The 22,654-nt window shown below is 63.9% G+C and carries 18 protein-coding genes and 2 tRNA genes; 10 read left to right on the top strand and 10 right to left on the bottom strand.

Translation table 11 applies throughout. The annotated features are described in order from the left end of the window. Positions 1-3,638 precede the first annotated feature (3,638 nt). The 6 genes from rsmG to rpmH form a co-directional block, all read right to left on the bottom strand. Positions 3,639-4,277: a 16S rRNA (guanine(527)-N(7))-methyltransferase RsmG gene (gene rsmG, locus HDC34_RS01010; protein ID WP_179555486.1), complete on the bottom strand. Its 639-nt coding sequence runs from the start codon at positions 4,275-4,277 to the stop codon at positions 3,639-3,641. Positions 4,278-4,555: 278 nt separating this feature from the next. Beyond that, a complete protein-coding gene (locus tag HDC34_RS01005) occupies positions 4,556-5,065 on the bottom strand; it encodes a R3H domain-containing nucleic acid-binding protein (RefSeq protein ID WP_104310785.1) in 510 nt (169 codons plus the stop codon). Positions 5,066-5,104: 39 nt separating this feature from the next. Then, complete coding sequence (gene yidC / locus HDC34_RS01000; protein WP_179555485.1) at positions 5,105-6,115, bottom strand: membrane protein insertase YidC; 1,011 nt, start codon at positions 6,113-6,115, stop codon at positions 5,105-5,107. A 21-nt stretch (positions 6,116-6,136) separates the two neighbouring features. Further along, entirely contained in the window at positions 6,137-6,403 is a 267-nt protein-coding gene (gene yidD, locus HDC34_RS00995; RefSeq protein WP_374757233.1) for a membrane protein insertion efficiency factor YidD, read from the bottom strand. Between the two features lie 41 nt (positions 6,404-6,444). Then, positions 6,445-6,900 carry a ribonuclease P protein component gene (rnpA, locus tag HDC34_RS00990; protein ID WP_258067908.1) on the bottom strand — a complete coding sequence of 152 codons (456 nt, stop codon included), beginning with the start codon at positions 6,898-6,900 and terminating at the stop codon, positions 6,445-6,447. Further along, entirely contained in the window at positions 6,839-6,976 is a 138-nt protein-coding gene (gene rpmH, locus HDC34_RS00985; protein WP_068484134.1) for a 50S ribosomal protein L34, read from the bottom strand. The genes rnpA and rpmH overlap by 62 nt, the downstream gene beginning before the upstream one ends. A gap of 378 nt (positions 6,977-7,354) precedes the next feature. On the opposite strand from rpmH, the gene dnaA reads away from it, so the two are divergent. The 9 genes from dnaA to HDC34_RS00940 all read left to right on the top strand — a co-directional run bounded on the left by dnaA (position 7,355) and on the right by HDC34_RS00940 (position 17,861). Beyond that, positions 7,355-8,863 (top strand): chromosomal replication initiator protein DnaA, encoded by a 1,509-nt coding sequence (dnaA, locus tag HDC34_RS00980; RefSeq protein WP_104310789.1) that lies wholly within the window; start codon positions 7,355-7,357, stop codon positions 8,861-8,863. A 478-nt stretch (positions 8,864-9,341) separates the two neighbouring features. After that, positions 9,342-10,481 (top strand): DNA polymerase III subunit beta, encoded by a 1,140-nt coding sequence (gene dnaN, locus HDC34_RS00975; protein ID WP_179555483.1) that lies wholly within the window; start codon positions 9,342-9,344, stop codon positions 10,479-10,481. Between the two features lie 3 nt (positions 10,482-10,484). Continuing rightward, a complete protein-coding gene (gene recF, locus HDC34_RS00970; protein WP_104310791.1) occupies positions 10,485-11,666 on the top strand; it encodes a DNA replication/repair protein RecF in 1,182 nt (393 codons plus the stop codon). Further along, complete coding sequence (locus tag HDC34_RS00965) at positions 11,659-12,147, top strand: DUF721 domain-containing protein (protein WP_179555482.1); 489 nt, start codon at positions 11,659-11,661, stop codon at positions 12,145-12,147. Before recF ends, HDC34_RS00965 begins: the two co-directional genes overlap by 8 nt. A 165-nt stretch (positions 12,148-12,312) precedes the next feature. Next, positions 12,313-14,517 carry a DNA topoisomerase (ATP-hydrolyzing) subunit B gene (gene gyrB / locus HDC34_RS00960; RefSeq protein ID WP_179555481.1) on the top strand — a complete coding sequence of 735 codons (2,205 nt, stop codon included), beginning with the start codon at positions 12,313-12,315 and terminating at the stop codon, positions 14,515-14,517. A gap of 17 nt (positions 14,518-14,534) precedes the next feature. Continuing rightward, complete coding sequence (gene gyrA, locus HDC34_RS00955) at positions 14,535-17,201, top strand: DNA gyrase subunit A (protein WP_179555480.1); 2,667 nt, start codon at positions 14,535-14,537, stop codon at positions 17,199-17,201. Positions 17,202-17,212: 11 nt separating this feature from the next. Continuing rightward, complete coding sequence (locus tag HDC34_RS00950; protein ID WP_104254434.1) at positions 17,213-17,620, top strand: DUF3566 domain-containing protein; 408 nt, start codon at positions 17,213-17,215, stop codon at positions 17,618-17,620. A gap of 54 nt (positions 17,621-17,674) precedes the next feature. Continuing rightward, a tRNA-Ile gene (locus tag HDC34_RS00945) sits at positions 17,675-17,748 on the top strand. A gap of 40 nt (positions 17,749-17,788) precedes the next feature. Beyond that, positions 17,789-17,861: transfer RNA gene (locus HDC34_RS00940), tRNA-Ala, on the top strand. 191 nt (positions 17,862-18,052) lie between these two features. Here the strand turns inward: HDC34_RS00940 and HDC34_RS00935 are convergent. The 4 genes from HDC34_RS00935 to HDC34_RS00920 all read right to left on the bottom strand — a co-directional run bounded on the left by HDC34_RS00935 (position 18,053) and on the right by HDC34_RS00920 (position 21,516). Beyond that, positions 18,053-18,406 carry a UBP-type zinc finger domain-containing protein gene (locus HDC34_RS00935; RefSeq protein WP_179555479.1) on the bottom strand — a complete coding sequence of 118 codons (354 nt, stop codon included), beginning with the start codon at positions 18,404-18,406 and terminating at the stop codon, positions 18,053-18,055. A gap of 117 nt (positions 18,407-18,523) precedes the next feature. Continuing rightward, positions 18,524-19,369, bottom strand: a complete 846-nt coding sequence (locus HDC34_RS00930) for an NAD(P)-dependent oxidoreductase (protein WP_257023043.1) — start codon at positions 19,367-19,369, stop codon at positions 18,524-18,526. A 174-nt stretch (positions 19,370-19,543) separates the two neighbouring features. After that, complete coding sequence (locus HDC34_RS00925) at positions 19,544-21,175, bottom strand: cation acetate symporter (RefSeq protein WP_179555478.1); 1,632 nt, start codon at positions 21,173-21,175, stop codon at positions 19,544-19,546. After that, a complete protein-coding gene (locus HDC34_RS00920) occupies positions 21,172-21,516 on the bottom strand; it encodes a DUF485 domain-containing protein (protein WP_179555477.1) in 345 nt (114 codons plus the stop codon). Before HDC34_RS00920 ends, HDC34_RS00925 begins: the two co-directional genes overlap by 4 nt. A gap of 182 nt (positions 21,517-21,698) precedes the next feature. Here HDC34_RS00920 and HDC34_RS00915 point away from each other — a divergent pair, with 182 nt between their 5' ends. Next, positions 21,699-22,592, top strand: coding sequence for a LuxR C-terminal-related transcriptional regulator (locus HDC34_RS00915; protein ID WP_179555476.1), 894 nt, complete (start codon positions 21,699-21,701; stop codon positions 22,590-22,592). Positions 22,593-22,654: the final 62 nt, after the last annotated feature.

Raw genomic sequence — 22,654 nt, 5'->3', positions numbered from 1 at the left:
GACACTGGATCCGTTTCACGTGGAACCCGGTGCTTGTTCCCACACTTCGGGACTGCACGCCAGGGCAGTGCCCCGTTCATAAGTAGAGCCTCGGGTGCAGCATGCTGAACCCGAGTCTTGTTCTACGAAATACGTGATCCGACCGACCGACACGAGGCTGGTCTGGGCTGCCGTTTCGCGTGAAACGAGCACATGGGACGCGGGCCCCGGACATGGCCATGCGTGTGGGCCTCGCTGCTTCAGACTAAACGCGACCAGAATGTCCATCCTCGCCGTGGCTAAAACTGGTCGTTCCACGTGAAACAGAATCGCACATCGTTTCCGCGATGAGCGTGCGAGATCTTTGTTCCTGGAGAGGCGAGACCACCTCGTCTCCTCCGCACGCAACCTCGTCGTTCCACGTGAAACGAATAGTGTTTTACTGTTTGGCAGGTTCCCAATCTACTCGTTCCACGTGAAACGGAACCATGCATTGTCTCTGTAGTGAGCGTAGGAGCTCGTCGTTCCACGTGAAACCGGAACTGGCCTACTGATTGGCAGGGGCCGGAGCTAGTCGCCCTACCTGAAACGGAAGCGCGGCACAGGCCTCGGACGTGACATGCCTTTCGCTCGAAGCGAGTCGTTCCACGTGAAACTAGGCATGCCTGTTCTCTCGGTATTCACTCGAGCTGGTCGTTCCGCGTGAACAGAACTGAAGCGATCCTCGGCGTTGACCTCGTCATCCCGCACGAAGCGAGTCGTTCCACGTGAAACGAAAGTTGCTGGCTGGCGAGGAATTGGGCCGCGGAGACTGGCTCGGTGTCTGTCTTCGATCAGCCCGACTGCGCCGCGCTACAGCGCCGTAGCTAAGATGCTCGTCATCGCTCACGAGCCTTCGCGAGCAGATTCGGTTGGATGAGGGAACCGTGCTCATCTGTTTACGGGCCGCGACGCGCAGGACGTATATCGCCCGTGGAGATCGCTCCCCTGGGAATGGGGTGGTGATGGAGACCTGTCCAACGAGCGGTCGGCTCGGGCCCAACGCCACACAATTCGGACCGCACGGCGCGCAGCTCGCACCAAATGCCTCACAGCGCACAGCAGCGCTACAACGCCACAGTCTTGCCGCTCACCGGCGACCAGTTACGTCTCGCAGCTGCAGGCCTGGCGCCTCGAGATACTCGGCATAGGGGCACGGGCACGGGCTGTGGAGATGAGGTCAGGGATGGCGGTGGGGCAGTGACCGCAGTGTTGCTCGTCGCACACACTACGCCGGCCAGGACGGTTAGAACACGGAGGGAGCCGGAGTGGGCGCCTGGAGGATCTTGCAGCGCTCAGTCCGTTGTTTGACCCTGGGACTGCACGTTGTGCCTTCCGTCAAGCCGTCGCAGCATTGCAGATCGCCCAGATCACTCTGCTCGAGACACGCGATTTGACAATCCACTGCCTGGCCAGCACCAAGGACGGACGCCTGCGCTCATCCCAGCGGCACCGAGCACCGAGGCTCACGTGGTTCCACCACTCGAACACAGGAAGCAGGCCAGACCGAGATTCAGTAGCCTCATAAGGCGACCATGCCTTCGTAGTCATGCCGTGTCTCGATCTGTCTAATCCGGCCGGTGCGTAGTCCAGCCCTGGCCAGGGCAGGCCCAGCGCCAGATCCGTCTAGCCTTTGAGACCCAAGGGGGGCCGCTGGGATGAGACCTAACCCCTAGCGCTCGATGACCTGTAGGTTCCAGGCGAGAGTTGCACTCACCCAGTCACTGCCCCCTCGATCGAAAGTTCGTCGACTCCGTACTCCGTTCCCATCCTCCGGCCGTTAGGTCAGTTCGGGAATCCACGAACAGCTCGCGTAATTTGAGTCCCCACTCGCGGGCTCCGTTTCGTCAGCGGACTACATCGACGGCGGGATTCAACCGGTAGAGACGGTTTCGACGTCCTTGTAAACGGTCTCACCGCCTGAACTGAGTAGTCGGACGGGCGGGCTGCACGAGCACTAGCCCCTAACGACGGTGTTGTCTTCCGGGACCAGACAGGTTTCCCAATGTGAACCAGGTCACTGAACTGGATCGGCCTGGGAGCCCGTTGCGAGATCCAGAGGTGGGCACCTCGTTTCACGTGAAACAGTTTGGCTCGGCAGCGCACGCCGTTGGTGGTTTGCGTTGTAAATCGCACAGCGGCCCAGATGCGCCGCGCGGGAGTCCGTCCGATCAACCCCTGGAGAGCCTGTAGTGCGGGGCGGGAAGCTAGCAACGACCAAGCCGCCGGACCATCGGTGGGACGAGTGCGGCTGCCTCATCCACGACCGATCCGTACGGTCGATCTCGCACTTCGCACGGGAGAGTAGTAGACCCTGGTGGGGTGCGCCCAATCCACTCTCTCAATTCTGAGTGCGAACACTCCCCAAGGGGAACATGTTCCACGTGGAACAGCACACATGGCACCGCACATGTACGAAATTCAGCCCCGTACTCCGCTAGTCGCCGGGATTGCCTGTCCACATGCCCCGTTCCACGTGAAACCCTCCGAGTCCAGGCAGTCTTCAACGCGTTCGACTCATATATACGCGAGCTGTTGCATATCCCGGCCACGACAAGAGGCTTGCATACGCCATTTCCTACCCGGCTGGTGCATGACCCGGCTCGAGCATGACCGGGCCTTGTTAGCTACACGACCTTGCGACCAATAAATAGGCACGGTTCCACGTGAAACAACCTCGTGCGGAGAACCGGGCTTAGCGCGAACGAGACGGCCAAGAGACCCTCGGGCCTCGGGGTTTTGCACGCAGCTTGACACCCGCGGTCATGATGGCCCGGGTCGCCGGCTCGCTAGGGTGTCTGCTTGTGCACCGATCACGTGCCGCCTCTGTCGGCTATCCATCCCGTCGCCAACGAGCACGTCCCTGACCCTCACGAGAGGCGTCGTGGGTCAATACCTCTCGAAGGTTGAGACCTCCCGAAAGTCGCGTGCAGACGGCCATCCTGCGCCTGGGCAGACGGACGTTCACGTGCAAGCCCGCGAGAGGTTGGCTGGAGTCAAAACCAAGAGCGGGCCCGTTTCAGATCCCTATTGAAGTCACGCCTTGTGAGTTGGGAGATGAGATGGGCCCCTCCCTCTGCGCGACAGGGCAACGCCCAGAGTCCGACGCTGTTGCGCAGCGAGAACCTAGTGCGAGTATCGGCAAGCCCCACCACTTGCGTTCTCCACCCGACCTCGGGTTTTCTGGACCAAAACGTCGAGACCATCGATCGACACAGCCGAAGGCCACAGACACGGGAGAGGGAAGTTCTCTTCTGCCCCTTTTCTGAGGCAAGGTGCAGAGAAGTCGAGGCGCAAGGATCACTCTGGCGGTACGCACTTCGGAAACGAATCTAACCAGCCTGTTTCACGTGAAACGAGTGCAGAAGCCACCGAGTTCGTCTCAAACCGGCGTCAGGAAACGAAGAAAGCATGTCTTGCTGCCGAAACCCCGGTCGTTGTCTGCGTTCGAGCACGACTCTTTCCAGAACACCCCGCCGATCATCCACATATCAGTCGATCTGGGTGCATTCAAACTTCCGAGCTGCATCGAAGGAATGGTGCGAACCAGCGAGGCAGCATCCTTGAATCGAGAATAATCGATACAGGCTCTGATTTCAGACGAACGCGTAGTGATAGTCCTAGTCGACCGTTGCGCGGATGACCCGTGTGGCCTCAGTGTCGAGGTTCTCGCCGAGCTCTTCAACGCGAACATCTGTCAGACCGAACTTTCGGATGGCTTTGCTGGCCTTCTCGATCTCAGCTTCAGCCGATCGCCCCTTGAGGAACACGAGCTCCCCGCCGGATCGAACAAGTGGCACCGTGATCGGGATGAGTTTGCTCAGCGCTGATACGGCCCGCGCGGTCAGCTGATCGAAGGTGAACTCATCGTGCACTTCCTCAGCTCGCGCTCGACGCACCTGGACGTTCGTGAGAGCGAGGGCATCCACCTCACGCTGCAACCACTCCGTGCGCCGCTCCATGGGTTCGATCAACACGAAATTGACGTCAGGACGCGCGATGGCCAGCACGAGACCAGGGAGGCCGGCACCTGAACCGATGTCGCCGACGAGCCCGGGACGCAGCAAGGGAGCCATGAGAACCGAGTTGACGATGTGGCGAGTCCAGAGGCGGGGGTACTCGAGCGGACCGACGAGGCCGAGCTGCTCCCCGTATTTCGCGAGGTCAGACGTGAACGCGCGAGCGAGTTCGATCCGGTCCTCAAACAGCACCTTCGCGATAGCCGGCTCGACCTCGAGTTCATTCGGGTGGTCAGTCATGGCGCGTGCCCCTCTCGCAACGTGGATGTCTCAAAGCACCGTAGATCGCGGCGCGCTCAGCTCGTGCCAGTTTGACACGATCCGATTCTTCACAGACCAACCAAAACGCAACCCGCGGCTTGCCTGTGGATAACTCTGTGCATAACATCGCATCCACAGCGCTCGAACCGAAAATCCGTAGGAAAGACAAGGTGACCTGGCCTTTTACCCGGAGAGGCAATTCCAGTCCAATTCCCCAGATAATGGCCTGTGGAAACTACTGTGGATAACTCCGCGCGTCAGACCGAAGGTGCCGGGCGGATGACCGTGTGACGCTCGCGCGCTTCGCCTTCAGACTCAGACACATAGCCGCGCTCGGAGACGATGTCGTGAACGATCTTTCGTTCGTACGAGGACATCGGGGGCAGGGCCGCGGACGAGGCGCCCTCCTCGATGCGGGTGATCGCGCGGTCGACGAGCCCGGCCAGCTCGCCCCGTCGCGCATCGCGGGAACCGCCGATGTCGAGGATGAGTCTCGAGAATTCACCCGTCTCCGCCTGCACGGCGAGGCGAGTCAGGTGCTGCAGCGCATCCACCGTCTCCCCATCAGCCAGCTTCGACAGGTTCGACTCCCCGTCGGAGTTCACCGAGATGTAGGTGCGCGACTCACGAACCTCGATGTCGAGGTCACCATCTACATCACTGATGTCGAGCAGCTCTTCGAGGTAGTCGGCGGCGATGTCACCGTCGTCACGGGCATCCGACGTCTCTGCGTCAGCGGGGATGGCCTCGGAGGTTGCTTCAGTCATTCGGGTTCCTTAACACAGAGGGGGCGAGGCGAGGGGAAACTACTTCTTCGCGGGTGGGCTGCTCTTGCCGGAGGCTCCACCCGCGCCGGGCTTCCCGCCCGTTGCCTTCTTCTTGGCACGGTTCTTTGACACGGGCTGAGCGCGCTGTGCCGGCTGCTGCACGGGGGTTTCCACGATGACGTTGCCCTTGGAGTCCTTGCGCTCGGGCTCAACCCACTTGCCGCGAGCCTTCAGGCGCTCCTCACGAGCCTTCGCGGCCTCGGATCCGGGAGTAGGCATGTTGCGGATGATGATGTACTGCTGGCCCATGGTCCAGAAGTTCGAGATGAGCCAGTAGGTCATGACACCCAGCGGGAACATGACTCCGGACACGAGGAACGTGAGGGGCAGGATGTAGAGCAGCATCTGCTGCTGGCGGTACATCGGCGACTCCTTGGTCGCCTGCGACACGTTCTTCGAAGTGATCTGCTTCTGCGTGATGAACTGCGAGACCGTCATGACGACGACCATGACACCGGCGAGGATCTGGACGCCGACGTTGCCGTCGTTGTTGAGGAACGTCGCGCTCAGTGGAGCGCCCCAGATGTCCGCCTGCGAGAAGGACGTCGCGAGCTCCTGGTTCAGCGCACCGACACCCACCGTGTTGTGCTGCGCGCCGTTGAGCACCGAGAAGAGACCGAAGAAGATCGGCATCTGCACGAGCAGTGGCCAGCATCCCGCCATCGGGTTCGAGCCGGTTCGCTGGTAGACAGCCATGGTCTCGCGACGCATGGCCTCCATGGAGAACTGGTCACGCTTGCCCTTGTACTTGTCCTGGATCTTCTTGATCTCAGGAGCGACATCCATCATCGCGCGCTGGGACTTCACCTGCTTCACCATGAGCGGGATCATGGCGGAGCGGACGACGAGCACCAGGCCCAGGATGGCGAGGATCCACGTCCAACCATCAGTGCCGTTGAGACCGAGCGTCGTCCACAGCGTGTGGAAACCGACCAAGATGAGCTCGATGACCCATTTGATCGGCCACAAGATGGTTCCGAGGATATCCATGAGTGCGGTGACGTCTTTCTCTTAAGTCCCGCTAGTGCCCTGGACGACAAATCCGCGAGCAGTAGTGGTGGTGGTTCGGTGTTGCGGCTCGGGCACGTCGTCAATGCCTCCAGCAGCCCAGGGGTGGCAGCGAACGAGTCGTCGCCCGGTGAGGAAGCCGCCCCGGAGGACGCCATGAACCTGCACAGCCCTTAAAGAGTACGCGGAGCAGCTGGGGTGATACCGGCAGACGTCACCGTAGAGCGGTGAGATCACCAAGCGGTACGCGTTCAACAGTGCGATGACCACGTTCCTGGGAACGAGCGCGGCTCGTCGAAGGGCGCGCACGGTCACCTCCCGGACTTGGACGCACGAGCATCCGCGTCGCTGGGTGCAGCGATACGACGCACGCCTCGCAACGACCCGAATCTCGCGCGCTCGCGCAGATCATCGAACCCGAGTTCTGCCGCTTCCGGATGAACCCGATACACGATGTCGAAGCCAGAACCGACCTCAGGGAGCAGCTCTCTGGAGACCGCCTTGAGGCGCCGACGAATGCGATTGCGCACGACAGCCACACCTACCCGCTTCGAGACAATGAAGCCGAAGCGGGTAGGTGTGTCATCGTGTTCGCGCTCGCGCACGCTGACCGTGATTCCTCGAGCACCCACGCGAACGCCGCGTCGAACGATGGCTTGATAGTCATCGCCCTTCGTGACGCGGTTCGCGTAGGGAAGCAAGAAGCTACGCGGAAAGCTCGGTGCGACCCTTGCGGCGACGAGCCGAGAGGATGGCGCGACCCGCACGGGTGCGCATACGCAGGCGGAAGCCGTGGGTCTTCGCGCGACGGCGGTTGTTTGGCTGGAAAGTACGCTTCGACATGAGAACTCCGGAAGATACGACCCGATCGGCGGACGCCGTACGGATTTTTCACAAGTGCCCTACCGAAGGGCACAACTGCCTTAACCTACGTGACCCGCGCCCGGCAGTCAACTGACGCCAGAGGGCCAGCATTATGCTCACACCGGTGCCCGGCAAGTGCGCGACATGCCGAATCCTCGCAAAGCGATTGGCGCGCGTGGCGATCCAGCGTAGGCTGGCCCCCTACCTCCGCGAGTTATGCACAGGCTCCCGCCTGTTTGTCCACAGAAGTTGTGGATATCTCGCCGGGTAGATCACAATGACTTGCGCACCAGTGCCACACGGCCGGTGCGTTGACCATGCTGCGAGCGCGCAGCCAAGAAGACGCGGTCCGCAGAGATGCGGTCTCGTGAAGTACAGAGGGACGGGGGGAGTGCTTCGGTGACCGACCCGGTTTCAGAGACGTGGCACACGCTGCTCTCCACACTTCGCGAAGATGATCGCGTCCCTGCTTCCCTGCTCGGGTTCCTCGGACTGGTCGAAGCCAAGGGCGTCATGAGCGGCGCGCTGCTGCTCGAGGTCCCCAACGACATGACCCGCACGATGATCGAGACTCGTGCGCGCGTGCCCATGCTGGCTGCGATCGCGGAACTCGGCGAGCCGGAGATCAAGACCTTCGCGGTTCTCGTCAACCCGGATGCGGCTCCGCGAGCTTCGGTCAGTGACCCACTCGCCTCGCACGATTACATCGAGGTCGCCCCGCCGCGGGCCGCGCCCACCCCGACCAGCTCGGTGAACGTCGTCGAAGCAGAATCCGTCGGTCATCATTCGTCCTCAGATCAAGGCGCGCGTACGCAGCCGGACCCTGAGTCGCGGCTCAACCCGCGGTACACGTTCGACAACTACATCATCGGTGGGTCGAACCGATTCGCGCACGCGGCTGCCGTCGCCGTCGCTGAAGCGCCGGCACGTTCGTACAATCCGTTGTTCGTGTACGGCGGCTCTGGGCTCGGCAAGACGCACATGCTCCACGCCATCGGCAACTACGCCGAATCGATCTACCCGGGCATCCAGGTCAGGTACGTCTCGAGCGAAGAGTTCACCAACGACTTCATCAACTCGATCGCGAACAACCGGACGCAGTCGTTCCAGGCGCGCTACCGCGACAACGACATCCTGCTGATCGACGACATCCAGTTCCTCCAGGGCAAGGATTCGACGCAGGAAGCGTTCTTCCACACGTTCAACACCCTGCACGAGCACAACAAGCAGGTCGTCATCACGAGCGACCTCCCACCGAAGCAGCTGACAGGGTTCGAAGACCGGATGCGCTCCCGATTCGAGTGGGGCCTCATCACCGATGTGCAGTCGCCCGACCTCGAGACGCGCATCGCGATTCTCCGGAAGAAGTCGCAGGTCGACAACCTGCTGATCCCGGACGATGCGCTCGAGTTCATCGCGGCACGGGTCTCCTCGAGCATCCGTGAGTTGGAGGGCACGCTCATCAGAGTCACCGCCTACGCCAACCTCAATGGCGAGAAGGTCGACCTGGCGCTGGTCTCCACAGTGCTGAAGGACCTGGTGTCCGATCAGGACACGGGCATCGTCTCTCCCGTGGACATCATCAATCGGACGGCTGCGTACTTCCAGCTGACGGTGGACGACCTCTACGGATCCTCCCGATCGCAGGCGATCGCCACGAGCCGGCAGATCGCCATGTACATCTGCAGGGAGATGACGAACCTGTCTCTCCCCAAGATCGGGCAGCTGTTCGGGGGGCGCGACCACACGACGGTGATGTACGCGCACCGCAAGATCACGAAGCTCATGACCGAGCGCCGCGACGTCTACAACCAGGTCACGGAGCTCACCGCGCGCATCCGCCAGAACGGAAACGGACGCTCCTGAGCACCCTCCAGCTCCGCATCACGGGCCCTCGGGCACGGATGCGGAGTTTTTCTTGCCCTCAGGGCCTGTGGATAACTTGTGGACTGTGGAATCGACACGCGAGTACGGACTGTGGAAAACGCGCTCGGCGCTGTGGAGTCCGAGAAGTTGTGCACCCCAGTGCTCGTCAGCGTGCACAGGGCGTCCACCGCTCGGCCACAACTTACATTTTTGTAGTTCCCAGGCAGCCGCTGGGGAGTACGGAGTTATCCACAGTGTGCACAGCTGTTAATACGATGATGACAAGAAATCTATTGATATTGGGCGAGTCGATGACATTGGTGAACGGTGGTCGGCCGGCCCTCGCGGGACTGGTATTTTCGCGTGCGCGACGACGGGCTCGTGCCGTGGCAGGCAGCACAGGATGCTCTGACGCTCGGGCACAACACACCGAATCTGGGCGGCTACCATTGGGGCATTCCAACGAGAGGAACGCCTAGTGAAGTTTGTGGTCAACCGTGACGTCTTCAGCGATGCGGTGTCGTTTGTCGTCAAGCTTCTGCCTCAGCGCCCGACCCTCCCCATCCTCAGCGGTGTCGTCGTCGAGGTCGGCGAAGCAGGGGTCACGCTCTCGTCATTCGACTACGAGGTCTCTAGCCGCACCAGCATCGACGCTGATGTGCAGGAACCCGGAGCCGTCCTCGTGCAGGGACGCCTCCTCGCTGACATCGCGAATCGACTTCCTCAGGCTCCCGTCGAGCTGAGCCGCGACGACTCCGGAGTTGTCATCCGCTGCGGCAGCGCGTCGTTCCACCTGCCGACGATGCCGATCGAGGAGTTCCCGAGCCTGCCCGTCGTCGAAGGCGCGAGCGGTTCCATCGCCGGCGACGTGTTCTCGGAGGCCATCTCCCAGGTCGCGGTCGCAGCCTCTCGCGAAGACGTCGCCCCCGTGATCACGGGTGTGAACCTCTCGCTGCAGGCCGATTCGATGAGCCTCGTCGCCACCGACCGCTACCGCGTCGCAGTGCGGACCATCGAGTGGCAGAGCTCCCTCACCGAGACCGAGACAGCTCTCGTGCCGGCCAAGACGCTCGCCGAGGTCGGCAAGTCGCTCGGCAACTCCGGTGAGATCACGATCACACTCGTCAAGGACGACATCCGTGAGCTCATCGCCTTCTCCGCTGGCAACAAGACCGTCACCTCGCTCCTCATCAAGGGCAACTTCCCCGCAGTGGAGCGGCTCTTCCCCGCTGAGACGCCGCACTACGCAGTGCTGACGGTCAGCGACATCGTCGACGCGGTTCGTCGCGTGCAGCTCGTGCTCGAGCGCGAGGCAGCCCTGCGCTTCACGTTCACGACCGAGGGCCTCCACCTCGAAGCGCTCGGCAGCGAGCAGGCGCAGGCCAGCGAGAACCTCGACGCAGTCCTGCACGGCAACGACATGGTCGTCTCGCTCAAGCCGCAGTTCCTGCTGGATGGAGTCGGCGCCATCCACTCGCCGTTCGTGCGCATCGCGTTCACGAACTCCGAGAACCCCAACAAGCCGGGCCCCGTGCTGCTCACGAGCCAGACCTCGCGCGACGAGGGCGAGTCGACGAACTACCGCTACCTGCTGCAGCCGAATCTGCTCATGCGGTAACCAGTGCACGTCACCCGTCTGCAGCTGCACGACTTCAGGAACTACGAGTCCGCCGACCTGTCGCTGGGGCCCGGCGCCCACCTGTTCGTCGGCTCCAACGGCCAGGGCAAGACCAACCTCGTCGAGGCGATCGGCTACCTGGCCACGCTCGGCTCGCACCGAGTCTCCAGTGACCAGGCGCTTGTGCGCTTCGGCCAGGAGTTCGCCGTGGTCAAGATGGAACTGGCTCACGAGACTCGCTCGCTGCACCTGGATGTGCAGATCGCGAGTTCCGGTGCGAACAAGGCGAGGGTCGGCGGCCAGAATGTCAGGTCCCGCGACCTGGCTCGGTACTTCGCAAGCGTGCTGTTCGCTCCGGAGGATCTCACGCTCGTGCGCGGTGAGCCTGGCGCTCGGCGACGGTTCCTCGATTCCCTGCTCGTGACCCATTCGCCGAAGCTCGGCGGCGTGATCGCCGACTACGAGCGGGTCTTGCGACAGCGGAACTCGTTGCTCCGATCGATGCGGGGCCCGCGATCGTCGGAAGCGATGATCGCGACACTGGATGTGTGGGACGAGCGGATGCTGGAGCTCGGCTCCCAGATCATCGCCGAGCGGCTGCTGCTCTGCGATCGGCTGCTTCCACACCTCGCCGGTTCGTACCAGCGTCTGGTCGGCGCGGACCATCGGCCGACGCTGTCGATGCGCGTCTCCGCCTTCGGCCACGCTGCGTCTGTCATGGGTGACGCCGATGGCGAGGGCGCGGAAGTCGAAGGCGGCGAGGTCACGACCGCGGAGATTCGTGACCGCTTCACCGCGCAGCTCGCCGAGATGCGTCCCCGCGAGCTCGAACGAGGCGTGAGCCTCGTCGGCCCCCACCGCGATGACGCCGTGTTCTGGCTCAACGGTCTGCCGGCGCGAGTCACGGCGAGTCACGGTGAATCCTGGTCGTTTGCGCTTGCCCTCAAGCTCGCGGCCGCCGAGTTGGTGCGCAGCGAGTCACGCGCGGGCGATCCGGTGCTCATCCTCGACGACGTGTTCGCGGAGCTGGACGCCTCGCGCCGGTCCCGCCTCGCGGAGGCGATCGGGGACTTCGAGCAGGTCCTCATCACGGCGGCGGTCCTCGAGGACGTTCCTGAGGGGCTGCGCTCGCAGATCATCCGGATCAGTGCCGGCACGATCCAGACGGGGGCCGCCGATGAGTGAGGGTGCAGAGGTCTACGCGCGGTTCAAGGAGGTCTTCGGCGGGAAGACGACGTCGCTTCGCCGACGCCTTGCGGCGAAGGCCAAGGATGCGGAGGGCACCGAGCTGTCCGAGCCGTTCGGCTTCGGACGTGATCCTGTTGCGGCTGGATCGGCCCTTGCGGCGCTGACCAGGCAATTCGGTTGGAACGGACCACTCAAGCAGGCGGAGCTGATGGACGCGTGGCCCGAGATCGTGGGCAAGGAGACGGCGGCGCATTCCACTCCGCTGCACATCGAGGACGGCGTGCTGCTGGTGCAGTGCGATTCGACTGCGTGGGCGACGCAGCTCCGAGGGATGCAGACGATGCTGCTCACGAACCTCGCAGAGAGGTACGCGGAAGCGAAGGTCGAGCGCATCCGCTTTCTGAACCCGGGTGCCCCCTCGTGGAAACGCGGTCCCAGATCGGTTCCAGGGCGTGGTCCACGCGATACCTACGGTTGACAAGGCAAATACGGTACGTCCCCTTGTTTTCGTCGCTTCACGCTCCATTTTCGGGCCTCGAGTCGTGTTCCTTGGTAGACTGAACAGTCGCTAGATCCGCGTCACGCGAGTTTGCTCGCAACGCGGATCTTGCATGTCGCCACACAGCAAGGAGACGCCCGAGTTATGGCATCAGAAACTTCCGACCCCGAGAACACGACTGAGACGCCAGACGACGCTCTGCAGTCGGACGGTCCAGGAACGTCGGAAGGCCAGGAAGGGGCTCCCACCGAGGTGGTCGAAGCCCGCTCGCAGAACGATCGGGTTGAGAACGACTACGGCGCAGGCCAGATCCAGGTGCTCGAGGGGCTCGAAGCCGTTCGCAAGCGCCCCGGCATGTACATCGGATCCACCGGTCCCGAGGGGCTCCACCACCTCGTGTACGAAATTGTGGATAACTCTGTGGATGAATCGCTCGCGGGGTACTGCGACGACATCCAGGTGACGCTGCAGGACGATGGAGCCGTGCGCGTTCGGGACAACGGTCGAGGCATCCCGGTCGAGCTGCACCCCGTCGAGGGCATCTCCACCCTCGAGGTTGTCCTCACCAAGCTGCACGCCGGCGGAAAGTTCGGCGGCGGTGGATACGCGGTCTCGGGTGGTCTCCACGGCGTTGGCTCCTCCGTCGTGAACGCCCTGTCGTACCGCCTCATCGCGCAGGTCAAGCGCGATGGCTTCGAGTGGGAGATGGACTTCGAGAACGGCGTGCCGACCGGGAACATCCGGAAGGGCGAGCCGACCGAAGACACGGGAACGACCATCACGTTCTACGCGAACTCCGAGATCTTCGAGACCGTCGAGTACGACTTCGAGGTGCTCCGCGCCCGCTTCCAGCAGATGGCGTTCCTCAACAAGGGCCTGCGCATCTCGCTCGCAGACGACCGCGACCAGTCGACCCTCTCGGGCGATGGACTCGCCGCGCAGATCACTGAGCTGCAGGACGAGACCGCCGCTGACATCGACGACGCCGAGCGCACGGAGACCGGCGAGCCGAAGGCCGTCACCGAATCCATCGAGATCCCGCAGAAGCGCGCGCAGACGTACCTGTTCGAGCGCGGACTCGTCGACTACGTGCAGCACCTCGTCAGCCGTCGCAAGAAGCAGCCGGTGCACGAGGAGATCATCGAGGTCAACGCCGAGGACACCGAGCGCAAGATCTCGCTCGAGCTGGCGATGCAGTGGATCGACTCCTACTCGGAGTCCATCCACTCGTTCGCGAACACGATCAACACGAAGGAAGGCGGCACGCACCTCGAGGGGTTCCGCGCCGCCCTCACGACGGTCGTCAACCGGTACGCGCGCGAGAAGAACCTCATCAAGGAGAAGGACGAGAACTTCTCGGGTGAGGACGTCCGCGAAGGGCTCGCCGCCGTCATCTCCATCAAGCTCGGCGAACCTCAGTTCGAAGGTCAGACGAAGACGAAGCTCGGCAACACCGAGGCGAAGTCGTATGTGCAGCGCATCGTCGGCCAGGCGCTCCAGGACTGGTTCGACCGCAACCCCTCGCAGGCCAGGGACATCATCCGGAAGGCCGGCCAGGCATCCGCTGCCCGCCTCGCCGCCCGTCGTGCACGCGAGCAGACCCGACGCAAGGGCCTCCTCGAGACCGGCGGCATGCCGGGCAAGCTCAAGGACTGCCAGTCGAAGGACCCGACACGCTCCGAGGTCTTCATCGTCGAGGGTGACTCGGCCGGTGGCTCGGCAGTTCAGGGGCGCGACCCTGAGACGCAGGCGATCCTCCCGCTGCGCGGGAAGATCCTGAACGTCGAGAAGGCACGCCTCGACCGCGCCCTGCAGAACAACGAAGTGCAGTCGATGATCACAGCGTTCGGCGCCGGGCTCGGCGACGACTTCGACCCTGACAAGGTCAGGTACCACAAGATCATCCTCATGGCAGACGCCGATGTCGACGGCCAGCACATCACGACGCTGCTGCTCACGCTGCTCTTCCGCTACATGCGTCCGCTCGTGGAGCTCGGCTACGTGTTCCTCGCGCAGCCCCCGCTCTACCGCATCAAGTGGTCCAACGCGGCGCACGACTTCGCTTACTCCGACCGTGAGCGCGACGCGATGCTCGCAGACGGCAAGGCGGCCGGTCGCCGCATTCCCAAGGACAACGCCATCCAGCGCTACAAGGGACTCGGCGAGATGAGCTACCAGGAGCTCTGGGAGACGACGATGGACCCCGCCGTGCGCACGCTCCTGCAGGTCAAGGTGAGCGACGCGGAGGCAGCTGACGCCGTGTTCAGCACGCTCATGGGCGAGGACGTCGAATCGCGCCGGACCTTCATTCAGCAGAACGCGCACGACGTGCGCTTCCTCGACATCTAAGGCACACAGGCACATCTATGGCTGAAGAACGCGTCACAACCACCAACGCCGACGGCGAAGACCGCATCGGGCAGGTCGACCTGCAGCTCGAGATGCAGCGCTCGTACCTCGACTACGCGATGAGCGTCATCGTCGGTCGAGCGCTCCCCGAGGTTCGGGACGGGCTCAAGCCCGTGCACCGCCGTGTCATCTACGCGATGTACGACGGCGGCTACCGCCCAGACAAGGCGTTCTCGAAGTGCGCCCGCGTCGTCGGAGACGTCATGGGGCAGTTCCACCCGCACGGCGACTCGGCGATCTACGACGCGCTCGTCCGCCTCGTGCAGCCATGGTCGCTGCGCTACCCGCTTGCCCTCGGCCAGGGGAACTTCGGCTCCGCCGGCAACGACGGTGCCGCCGCGCCCCGATACACCGAGACCAAGATGGCGCCGCTCGCGCTCGAGATGGTCAGGGACATCGACGAGGACACCGTCGACTTCCAGGACAACTACGACGGCCGCACGCGCGAGCCCGCCGTGCTGCCCGCCCGCTTCCCGAACCTCCTGGTCAACGGCTCCGTCGGCATCGCCGTCGGTATGGCCACGAACATCCCGCCGCACAACCTCCGCGAGGTCGCGGCTGGTGCGCTGTGGCATCTCGAGCACCCGGATGCGACCCGCGAGGAGCTGATGGACGCGCTCATGGAGCGCATCCACGGCCCTGACTTCCCGACCGGTGCCCAGATCCTCGGCACCAAGGGCATCCAGGAGGCGTACCGCACCGGTCGCGGCTCCATCACGATGCGCGCCGTCGTCGCGATCGAGGAGATCCACGGGCGCACGTGCCTGGTCATCACGGAGCTGCCGTACCAGGTCAACCCCGACAATCTCGCGCTGAAGGTCGCAGAACTCGTCAAGGACCAGCGCCTCACCGGCATCGCCGACATCCGCGACGAGTCCTCCGGTCGAACCGGTCAGCGCCTCGTCATCGTGCTCAAGCGCGACGCCGTCGCCAAGGTCGTGCTCAACAACCTCTACAAGCACACGCAGCTGCAGGAGAACTTCGGCGCGAACATGCTCGCGATCGTCGACGGCGTGCCCCGCACGCTCGCGATCGACGGCTTCATCACGGCGTGGGTGCAGCACCAGGTCGAGGTCATCGTGCGCCGCACGAAGTTCCGCCTTAAGAAGGCGGAAGACGAGGTTCACATCCTCCGTGGCTACCTCAAGGCGCTCGACATGCTCGACGAGGTCATCGCGCTCATCCGCCGGTCGCCGACCGTCGAAGAGGCCCGCACGGGACTCATGGAGCTGCTCGACGTCGACGAGCTGCAGGCCAGCGCCATCCTGAACCTCCAGCTGCGCCGCCTCGCCGCGCTCGAGCGCCAGAAGATCATGGAAGACGCAGCGCGCCTCGAAGCGATGATCGCCGAGTACAAGGAGATCCTCGCCGACCCGGTGCGTCAGCGCACCATCATCGCGGATGAGCTGCAGGAAGTCGTCGACAAGTTCGGCGACGATCGACGCACCGAGATCCTGCGAGGCTCCGGCGGCGACATGACCGACGAGGACCTCATCCCGGAAGAGGAGATGGTCGTCACCGTCACGCGCGGTGGCTACATCAAGCGCACGCGCAGCGACAACTACCGTTCACAGCACAGGGGCGGCAAGGGCATCAAGGGCGCTCAGCTCCGCGCGGACGATGTGGTCGAGCAGTTCTTCGTGACGACGACGCACCACTGGCTGCTCTTCTTCACGAACCTGGGCCGGGTGTACCGGGCCAAGGCATACGAGCTCATCGAGGCCGGCCGGGATGCGAAGGGGCAGCACATCGCGAACCTGCTGCCGCTGCAGCCCGACGAGAAGGTCGCGCAGATCCTCGACATCAGCGACTACCGCCAGGCGCAGTACCTCGTGCTCGCCACCCGCGAGGGACTCGTCAAGAAGACGGCGCTCACCGAGTACGACACGAACCGCCAGGCCGGCATCATCGCCGTCAACCTGCGCGAGGGCGACGAACTCGTCTCGGCGATGCTCGCCGACGAGTCCGACCACGTGTTCTGCGTCTCCCACCTCGGAATGTCGCTTCGCTTCGAGGCGAACGACGAAGCGCTCCGGCCCATGGGCCGCTCCACGTCCGGCGTGAAGGGCATGTCGTTCCGCGACGGCGACTACCTGCTCACCGCAGCGGTCACCTCGAGTGATGACGCCTACGTGTTCATCGTCACGGAGGGCGGATACGCGAAGCGCACGTCCGTGTCGCAGTACCGCATCCAGAAGCGCGGTGGCCTCGGCATCAAGGTCGCGAAGCTGAACGAGGAACGCGGCGGGCTCGCCGGTGCGCTGCTCGTCCACGACGCCGAAGAGGTGCTGGTCATCCTCGCCTCCGGCAAGGTCGTGCGCTCCAACGTCGCCGAGGTCTCCGTGACCGGACGCGACTCCATGGGCGTGACATTCGCGAGGCTCGACAACAGCGACTACGTGATCGCGATCGCGCAGAACGCCGACCGTGAGCTCGAGAAGGAAGACGAGGCGGGCGAGGACGGCGAATCCGCCGGCGCCCCCGCCTCGGACGACACCGAGGCGACGACCGAGGCGACCCCTGATGCCTCCAGCGATGGGGACAGCACGACTGCCGAGAGTGACGAGAGTGAGACTGTGGCAGACTCGGTCACGTCGTTCGAGCAGGACGAGACCGAAGACTGAGGTACTGATCTATGACGAGCGTTGCTGACAAGCTGGCCCAGAAGTCCAGCAAGAAGACTGCGAGCAAGCAGGTGCGCCTCCGTTTGGTGCACATCGACTTCTGGTCTGTCGTGAAGTTCTCCTTCCTGCTGTCGATCTGCTTCGGCATCATCACCATCGTTGCCACGTTCCTCATGTGGACGGTCATCGAGAACACGGGTGTGCTGGGGAGCGTCAACAACCTCCTCAACGACGTCTCCGGTTCGGCAGGTGTCGGAGTCGATGACTTCGTCACACTGCCGCAGCTCATGCTCTTCTCGCTTGTCGTGGCGCTCCTCAACCTCGTCGCGGGCACTGCCCTCGGCGCGGTCGCGGCGTTCCTGTACAACCTCGCGGTGAAGGTCACGGGAGGCCTCGTGTTCGGTTTCACGAACAGCTAGCGGCTCGATTTCCCCTGCGGTGCACTTTTCGTGTATGTTGGGGCAGTCGCTTCGGGGGCTATAGCTCAGGCGGTTAGAGCGCTTCGCTGATAACGAAGAGGTCCCAGGTTCAAGTCCTGGTAGCCCCACGGTTCGACACTGAAGGCTGGTGTCGTTTCCACCCCGAACGGGGCCTTAGCTCAGTTGGTAGAGCGCCTGCTTTGCAAGCAGGATGTCAGGAGTTCGAATCTCCTAGGCTCCACGGTGACACAGAACCCCGGTCAGAGAAATCTGACCGGGGTTCTTCTGCGTGAGTCGGCCCATCCGGGGGCGGACTTGCGGCCGCTTCAGGCGAGTCTGGACGACCACAACCCCGCCCTCGGCGTCCGGCCTACGCGTATGGGGCCTCGTGCAGTGCGAGCGGTTCGTCCGGGAGATCGCCGAGCGGCGTCGTCATGCGCCCAGGAGGCGTTGCCAGTCTGCCGGCACGCGTTCCCTCGGGCCCGGAACCGTCTGCGACCGTGGGTGGCTGAGCGGCGCGTGCAGCGTCGGCCCGTCGAACATCGTGTCCGTCGCGTAGTCCCAGAACCACACCTCGTCGGGCTCGTAGCTGCAGATGACCTGGTGACCGGTTGCGTGAGCGTGCTTCGTCGCGTGCGTGTTCAGGGAGTCGTCGCAGCAGCCGATGTGTCCGCAGAACGTGCAGCGACGCAGGTGCAGCCACCAGCTACCCGACTCCTCGCATTCCACACACCCCGGACCGGACGGTGGGACGTCCGGTTTGATGTGCTGATCGACACCCGTCATCGTCGCGCTCCCTCGTTGGACTGCTGCACGTAGGGTCTGCCGGGGATGTGCCCGAACCGCCCATCTGGGACTCACACTAGGCCGTTGGTCTCGAAACCCCCTCCGATGTCCACGCGGTCAGTCGACGAAGGCATCGGGAAACAGCTCGGCCGCATCCACACCGGGTGAGTAAGCACCCAGATCGCTCACGCCCGCATCCGCGAGCACGTCTTCGCACAGCAGCGTCTCGCCCTGGTATCGGCCACGCGGCGACGTGAGGACGACGTGCGCGGCATCCGCGTACAGCTCGGGAGTCCGGCTGCGCCGCATGAGCTCCTCGCCGCCGATGATGTTGGCGACCGCAGCGGTCTGGATGGTCGTGCGCGGCCAGAGGGTGTTCGCCTCGACACCCTTCTCCGCGAACTCAGCACCGATGCCCAGCGTTGCGAGCGTCATGCCGTACTTCGCGGTCATATACGCGGGATAGGTGCCGAGCCATTTCGCCGAGAGGTTGAGGGGAGGTGAGAGGGACAGGATGCGGGCATCCGGCGACTCGAGCAGGTGCGGCAGCGCGGCCCGCGACAGCATGAACGTTCCCCGCTGGTTGATCTGATGCATCAGGTCGTAGCGCTTCTCGTCGATGTCGAGCGTCGACCGCAGGTCGATGGCGCTCGCGTTGTTGACGACGATGTCGATGCCGCCGAACTCGACGACCGCCGTATCGACCGCCCGCCGCAGGTCGGAGTCGTCGCGGACGTCGCCCACGACCGGCAGCGCACGGCCACCGGCCTCTCGTACCTCCTCGGCGGCCGTGTAGACCGTGCCGGGCAGCTTCGGGTGGGGCTCACCGGTCTTCGCCAGGAGCACGACGTTCGCTCCATCGCGTGCCGCGCGCTTCGCGATCGCGAGTCCGATGCCGCGGCTCCCGCCGGACATGATGATGGTCTTCCCAGCGAGGGAACCTGTCTGCGCTGATTGGGTCAAATCCGCACCTCCGTGTGCATCGTGGACACGCTCACGCTACCCACGCGCATCCCGAACCTCATGTGCGTTGTGGCACCGAGACAACGAGAACGCCGAAATGGTCGCTCCGACCCGGTCGGAGCGACCATTTCGACGAACTCGAGCAGGCCGTGGCGCCCTCGGACGAGGGAGTGCCTAGTGCTCGACGGCCTCCTCGGCCCCGTACCCCGTGAGCGAGCGCACATCCATCTCGGCGGCGACGCGCGGGTCCTCCTTCTTCTGCGGCAGGACGGATCCAAGCCAGCCGAGCAGGAAGCCGACAGGGATCGAGACGATGCCGGGGTTGTTGAGCGGGAACCAGGCGAAGTCGATCTCCGCGCCGAGCATCGCCGTCTCGGCACCGGAGACGACCTTCGAGAAGAGAATCAGGACGATGGCCGTCGCGAGACCCCCGTACATGCTCCATAGCGCGCCACGAGTGGTGAACTTGCGCCAGTACAGCGAGTAGAGGATGGTCGGCAGGTTCGCGCTGGCGGCAACCGCGAAGGCGAGCGCCACCAGGAACGCGATGTTCTGGCCCTGCACGCCGATGCCACCGACGATGGCGACGACGCCGAGCACGACGACCGTGTACTTGCCGACCTTCACCTCCTGCTCGGGGCTTGCCGTGCCTCGCTTCACGACGCTGTTGTAGATGTCGTGGGCGAAGGATGCGGCAGCCGTGATGGCGAGGCCGGCGACCACGGCGAGGATGGTCGCGAACGCCACGGCGGAGATGAAGCCCATCAGGATGGGTCCGCCGAGCTCGAGGGCCAGCAGCGGGGCCGCCGAGTTCACGCCTCCCGGCGCATCCTGGATGGCGGGAGCTCCCACCAGCGCAGCCGCCCCGTAGCCGAGGACCAGCGTGAACACGTAGAAGCCGCCGATGAGCCAGATGGCCCAGACCACGGACTTTCGGGCCTCCTTGGCGGTGGGCACCGTGTAGAAGCGCATGAGCACGTGCGGCAGGCCGGCCGTGCCGAGGACAAGAGCGAGCCCGAGCGATACGAAGTCGATGGGGTTCTTGCCGTATTGGAGACCGGGAGCGAGGATCGCCGCCGGGTCTTCAGCACCGTCGAGCGCCGCCTTGTCGACGGCCGCCTGCAGGAGCGCGGACAGGTCGAAGCCGTTGATGACCAGCACCCAGATCGTCATCGCGCCAGCGCCGCCGATGAGCAGGAACGCCTTGATGATCTGCACCCAGGTCGTGCCCTTCATCCCGCCGATGAGGACGTAGATGATCATGAGCACACCGACGACGGCGACGACGATCGCGACGCCGATGTCGTCCGTGATGCCGAGCAGGAGCGCGACGAGACCACCGGCGCCGGCCATCTGGGCGAGAAGGTAGAAGAAGCAGACCGCGAGGGTCGTGAGGGCCGCCGCGACGCGCACAGGCCGCTGCTTGAGGCGGAACGAGAGCACGTCGGCCATCGTGAACTTGCCCGTGTTGCGCATGAGCTCGGCGACCAGCAACAGTGCCACCAGCCAGGCGACGAGGAACCCGATCGAATAGAGGAACCCGTCATAGCCATTGACGGCGATAGCACCGACGATGCCCAGGAAGGATGCAGCGGAGAGATAGTCGCCGGAGATGGCGAATCCATTCTGCGTCCCCGAGAAAGAGCGACCGCCCGCATAGTAATCGGCGGCGGTCTTGCTGTTTCGGCTCGCCCTGATGACGATGAAGAGCGTCACGGCGACGAACGCCGCGAAGATCGCGATATTCAGGACGGGGTCGTTGTCTGCCACCGCGCTCGCCCGCGGGGCGATGAGCTGGACGCTCATGCCTGGTCCTCCTTGGTCAGCTGGACGCGCAGGTCATTCGCGAGCGGATCGAGTCTCCGGTTGGCGTAGGAGACGTACCACATGGTGATCGCGAAGGTCGTGACGAACTGGCCGATGCCCAGCAGCAGACCCACGTTGATGTTCCCGAAGACGGGCGTGGCCATGAAGTCGTGCGCGTATGCGGCGACGATGATGTAGGCGCCGTACCAGACGAGGAAGAAGATGGAGAGTGGGAAGACGAAGGAACGCTGGCGTTTCTTCAGTTCCTTGAAATCGGCCGATTCCTCGAATTCGACATAGTCGATTCCGCTGGTCGGCGGTGGTGACGTTTCATTCTGCATGGGGCCTCCTTGCCTCAGTGCATTGCTGCGTTCGTCAGGGATGGACGTATATTCCGGAGCGGCTGACGGCGGCATTTCTTCGCATCATTGCGAACACGAAAGCCTCATCGCCTGCGTGATAGCATCCACGCTACGCATACGACGAAGTATCGAACTACCCCCGGAAGTTGGTAGTGACGCACATGATGTTTCCAGAGGCAGCAACCGAAGCTGACGTCTTCGCTCAGGCTGTAGCGCGCCTGCGGGACTCCACGGGGTGCCCTCTCTCGTTCGGCGGTCCGACGTACCGCGACACGACGGACGTCCACACGATCTGCGGCAACCAGGGTCGCGGCCTCGTGGGGCTCAGGGTGCAGCTGGGGCGCGGTCTCGGGGGGCGGGCAATGCTCGAGCGTCGCGCCAAGGTCACCACGAACTACCGCGGCAGCAGTCGCATCACGCACGACTACGACGTGCAGGTGCTGTCCGAGCACGTCCAGAGCCTGATGGCTGTGCCGGTCATCGTCGACAAGCACGTGCGGGGTGTCCTCTATGGCGGGTTCCGGGCGGCCCCTGACTCGCAGTCGATGTCGCTCGGCCAGGCGGTCGCGCTCGGCAAGAACGTTGAAGACGAGCTGCGGCTGCGGGATGAGCTCAGCCGTCGGATGCGGGTGGGGTCCGCGAGCGTCTCGGAGCTGGGAGGCGGTGGCCTCACCGCGACGCAGCTCGAGGAGCTGAGGGGAACGTTCTCCGAGCTGCGCGAGGTGGCATCCCTCCTCGGGGATGCTGAGGTGCGGGCCAGGCTACGGGGCATCGAGGAACGCCTCGTGAGGTTCGCCGGCGACCACGGAGATCCGCGCAGCAGAGAGGCTGCCGCCACCGCAGATCTCCCGGAGGCTCCGGTCAGGCTCTCGCCGCGGGAGCTGGATGTGCTCGGTCAGATCGCGCTCGGGCTGACGAACAAGGACATCGCCAGGAAGCTGATTCTGACCGAGAGCACGGTCAAGAGCTACCTCGGGACCGCAATGACGAAGCTGGATGCGGGCTCTCGCTACCAGGCTCTTGCGAAGGCCAGGCACTTGGGTCTTCTGCCCTGAGTTGCTTGGCGATTCCAGCGCAACATTGTTGCGTAGGTGACGCCGTCAGTGGACTGTTACGC

Origin of the sequence: Pseudoclavibacter sp. JAI123 (assembly GCF_013409665.1) — a bacterium.
Taxonomy (GTDB): Bacteria; Actinomycetota; Actinomycetes; order Actinomycetales; family Microbacteriaceae; genus Pseudoclavibacter.
The sequence above is the reverse complement of the archived record's forward strand: the minus strand, read 5'-3'. Positions and strand labels throughout refer to the sequence as shown.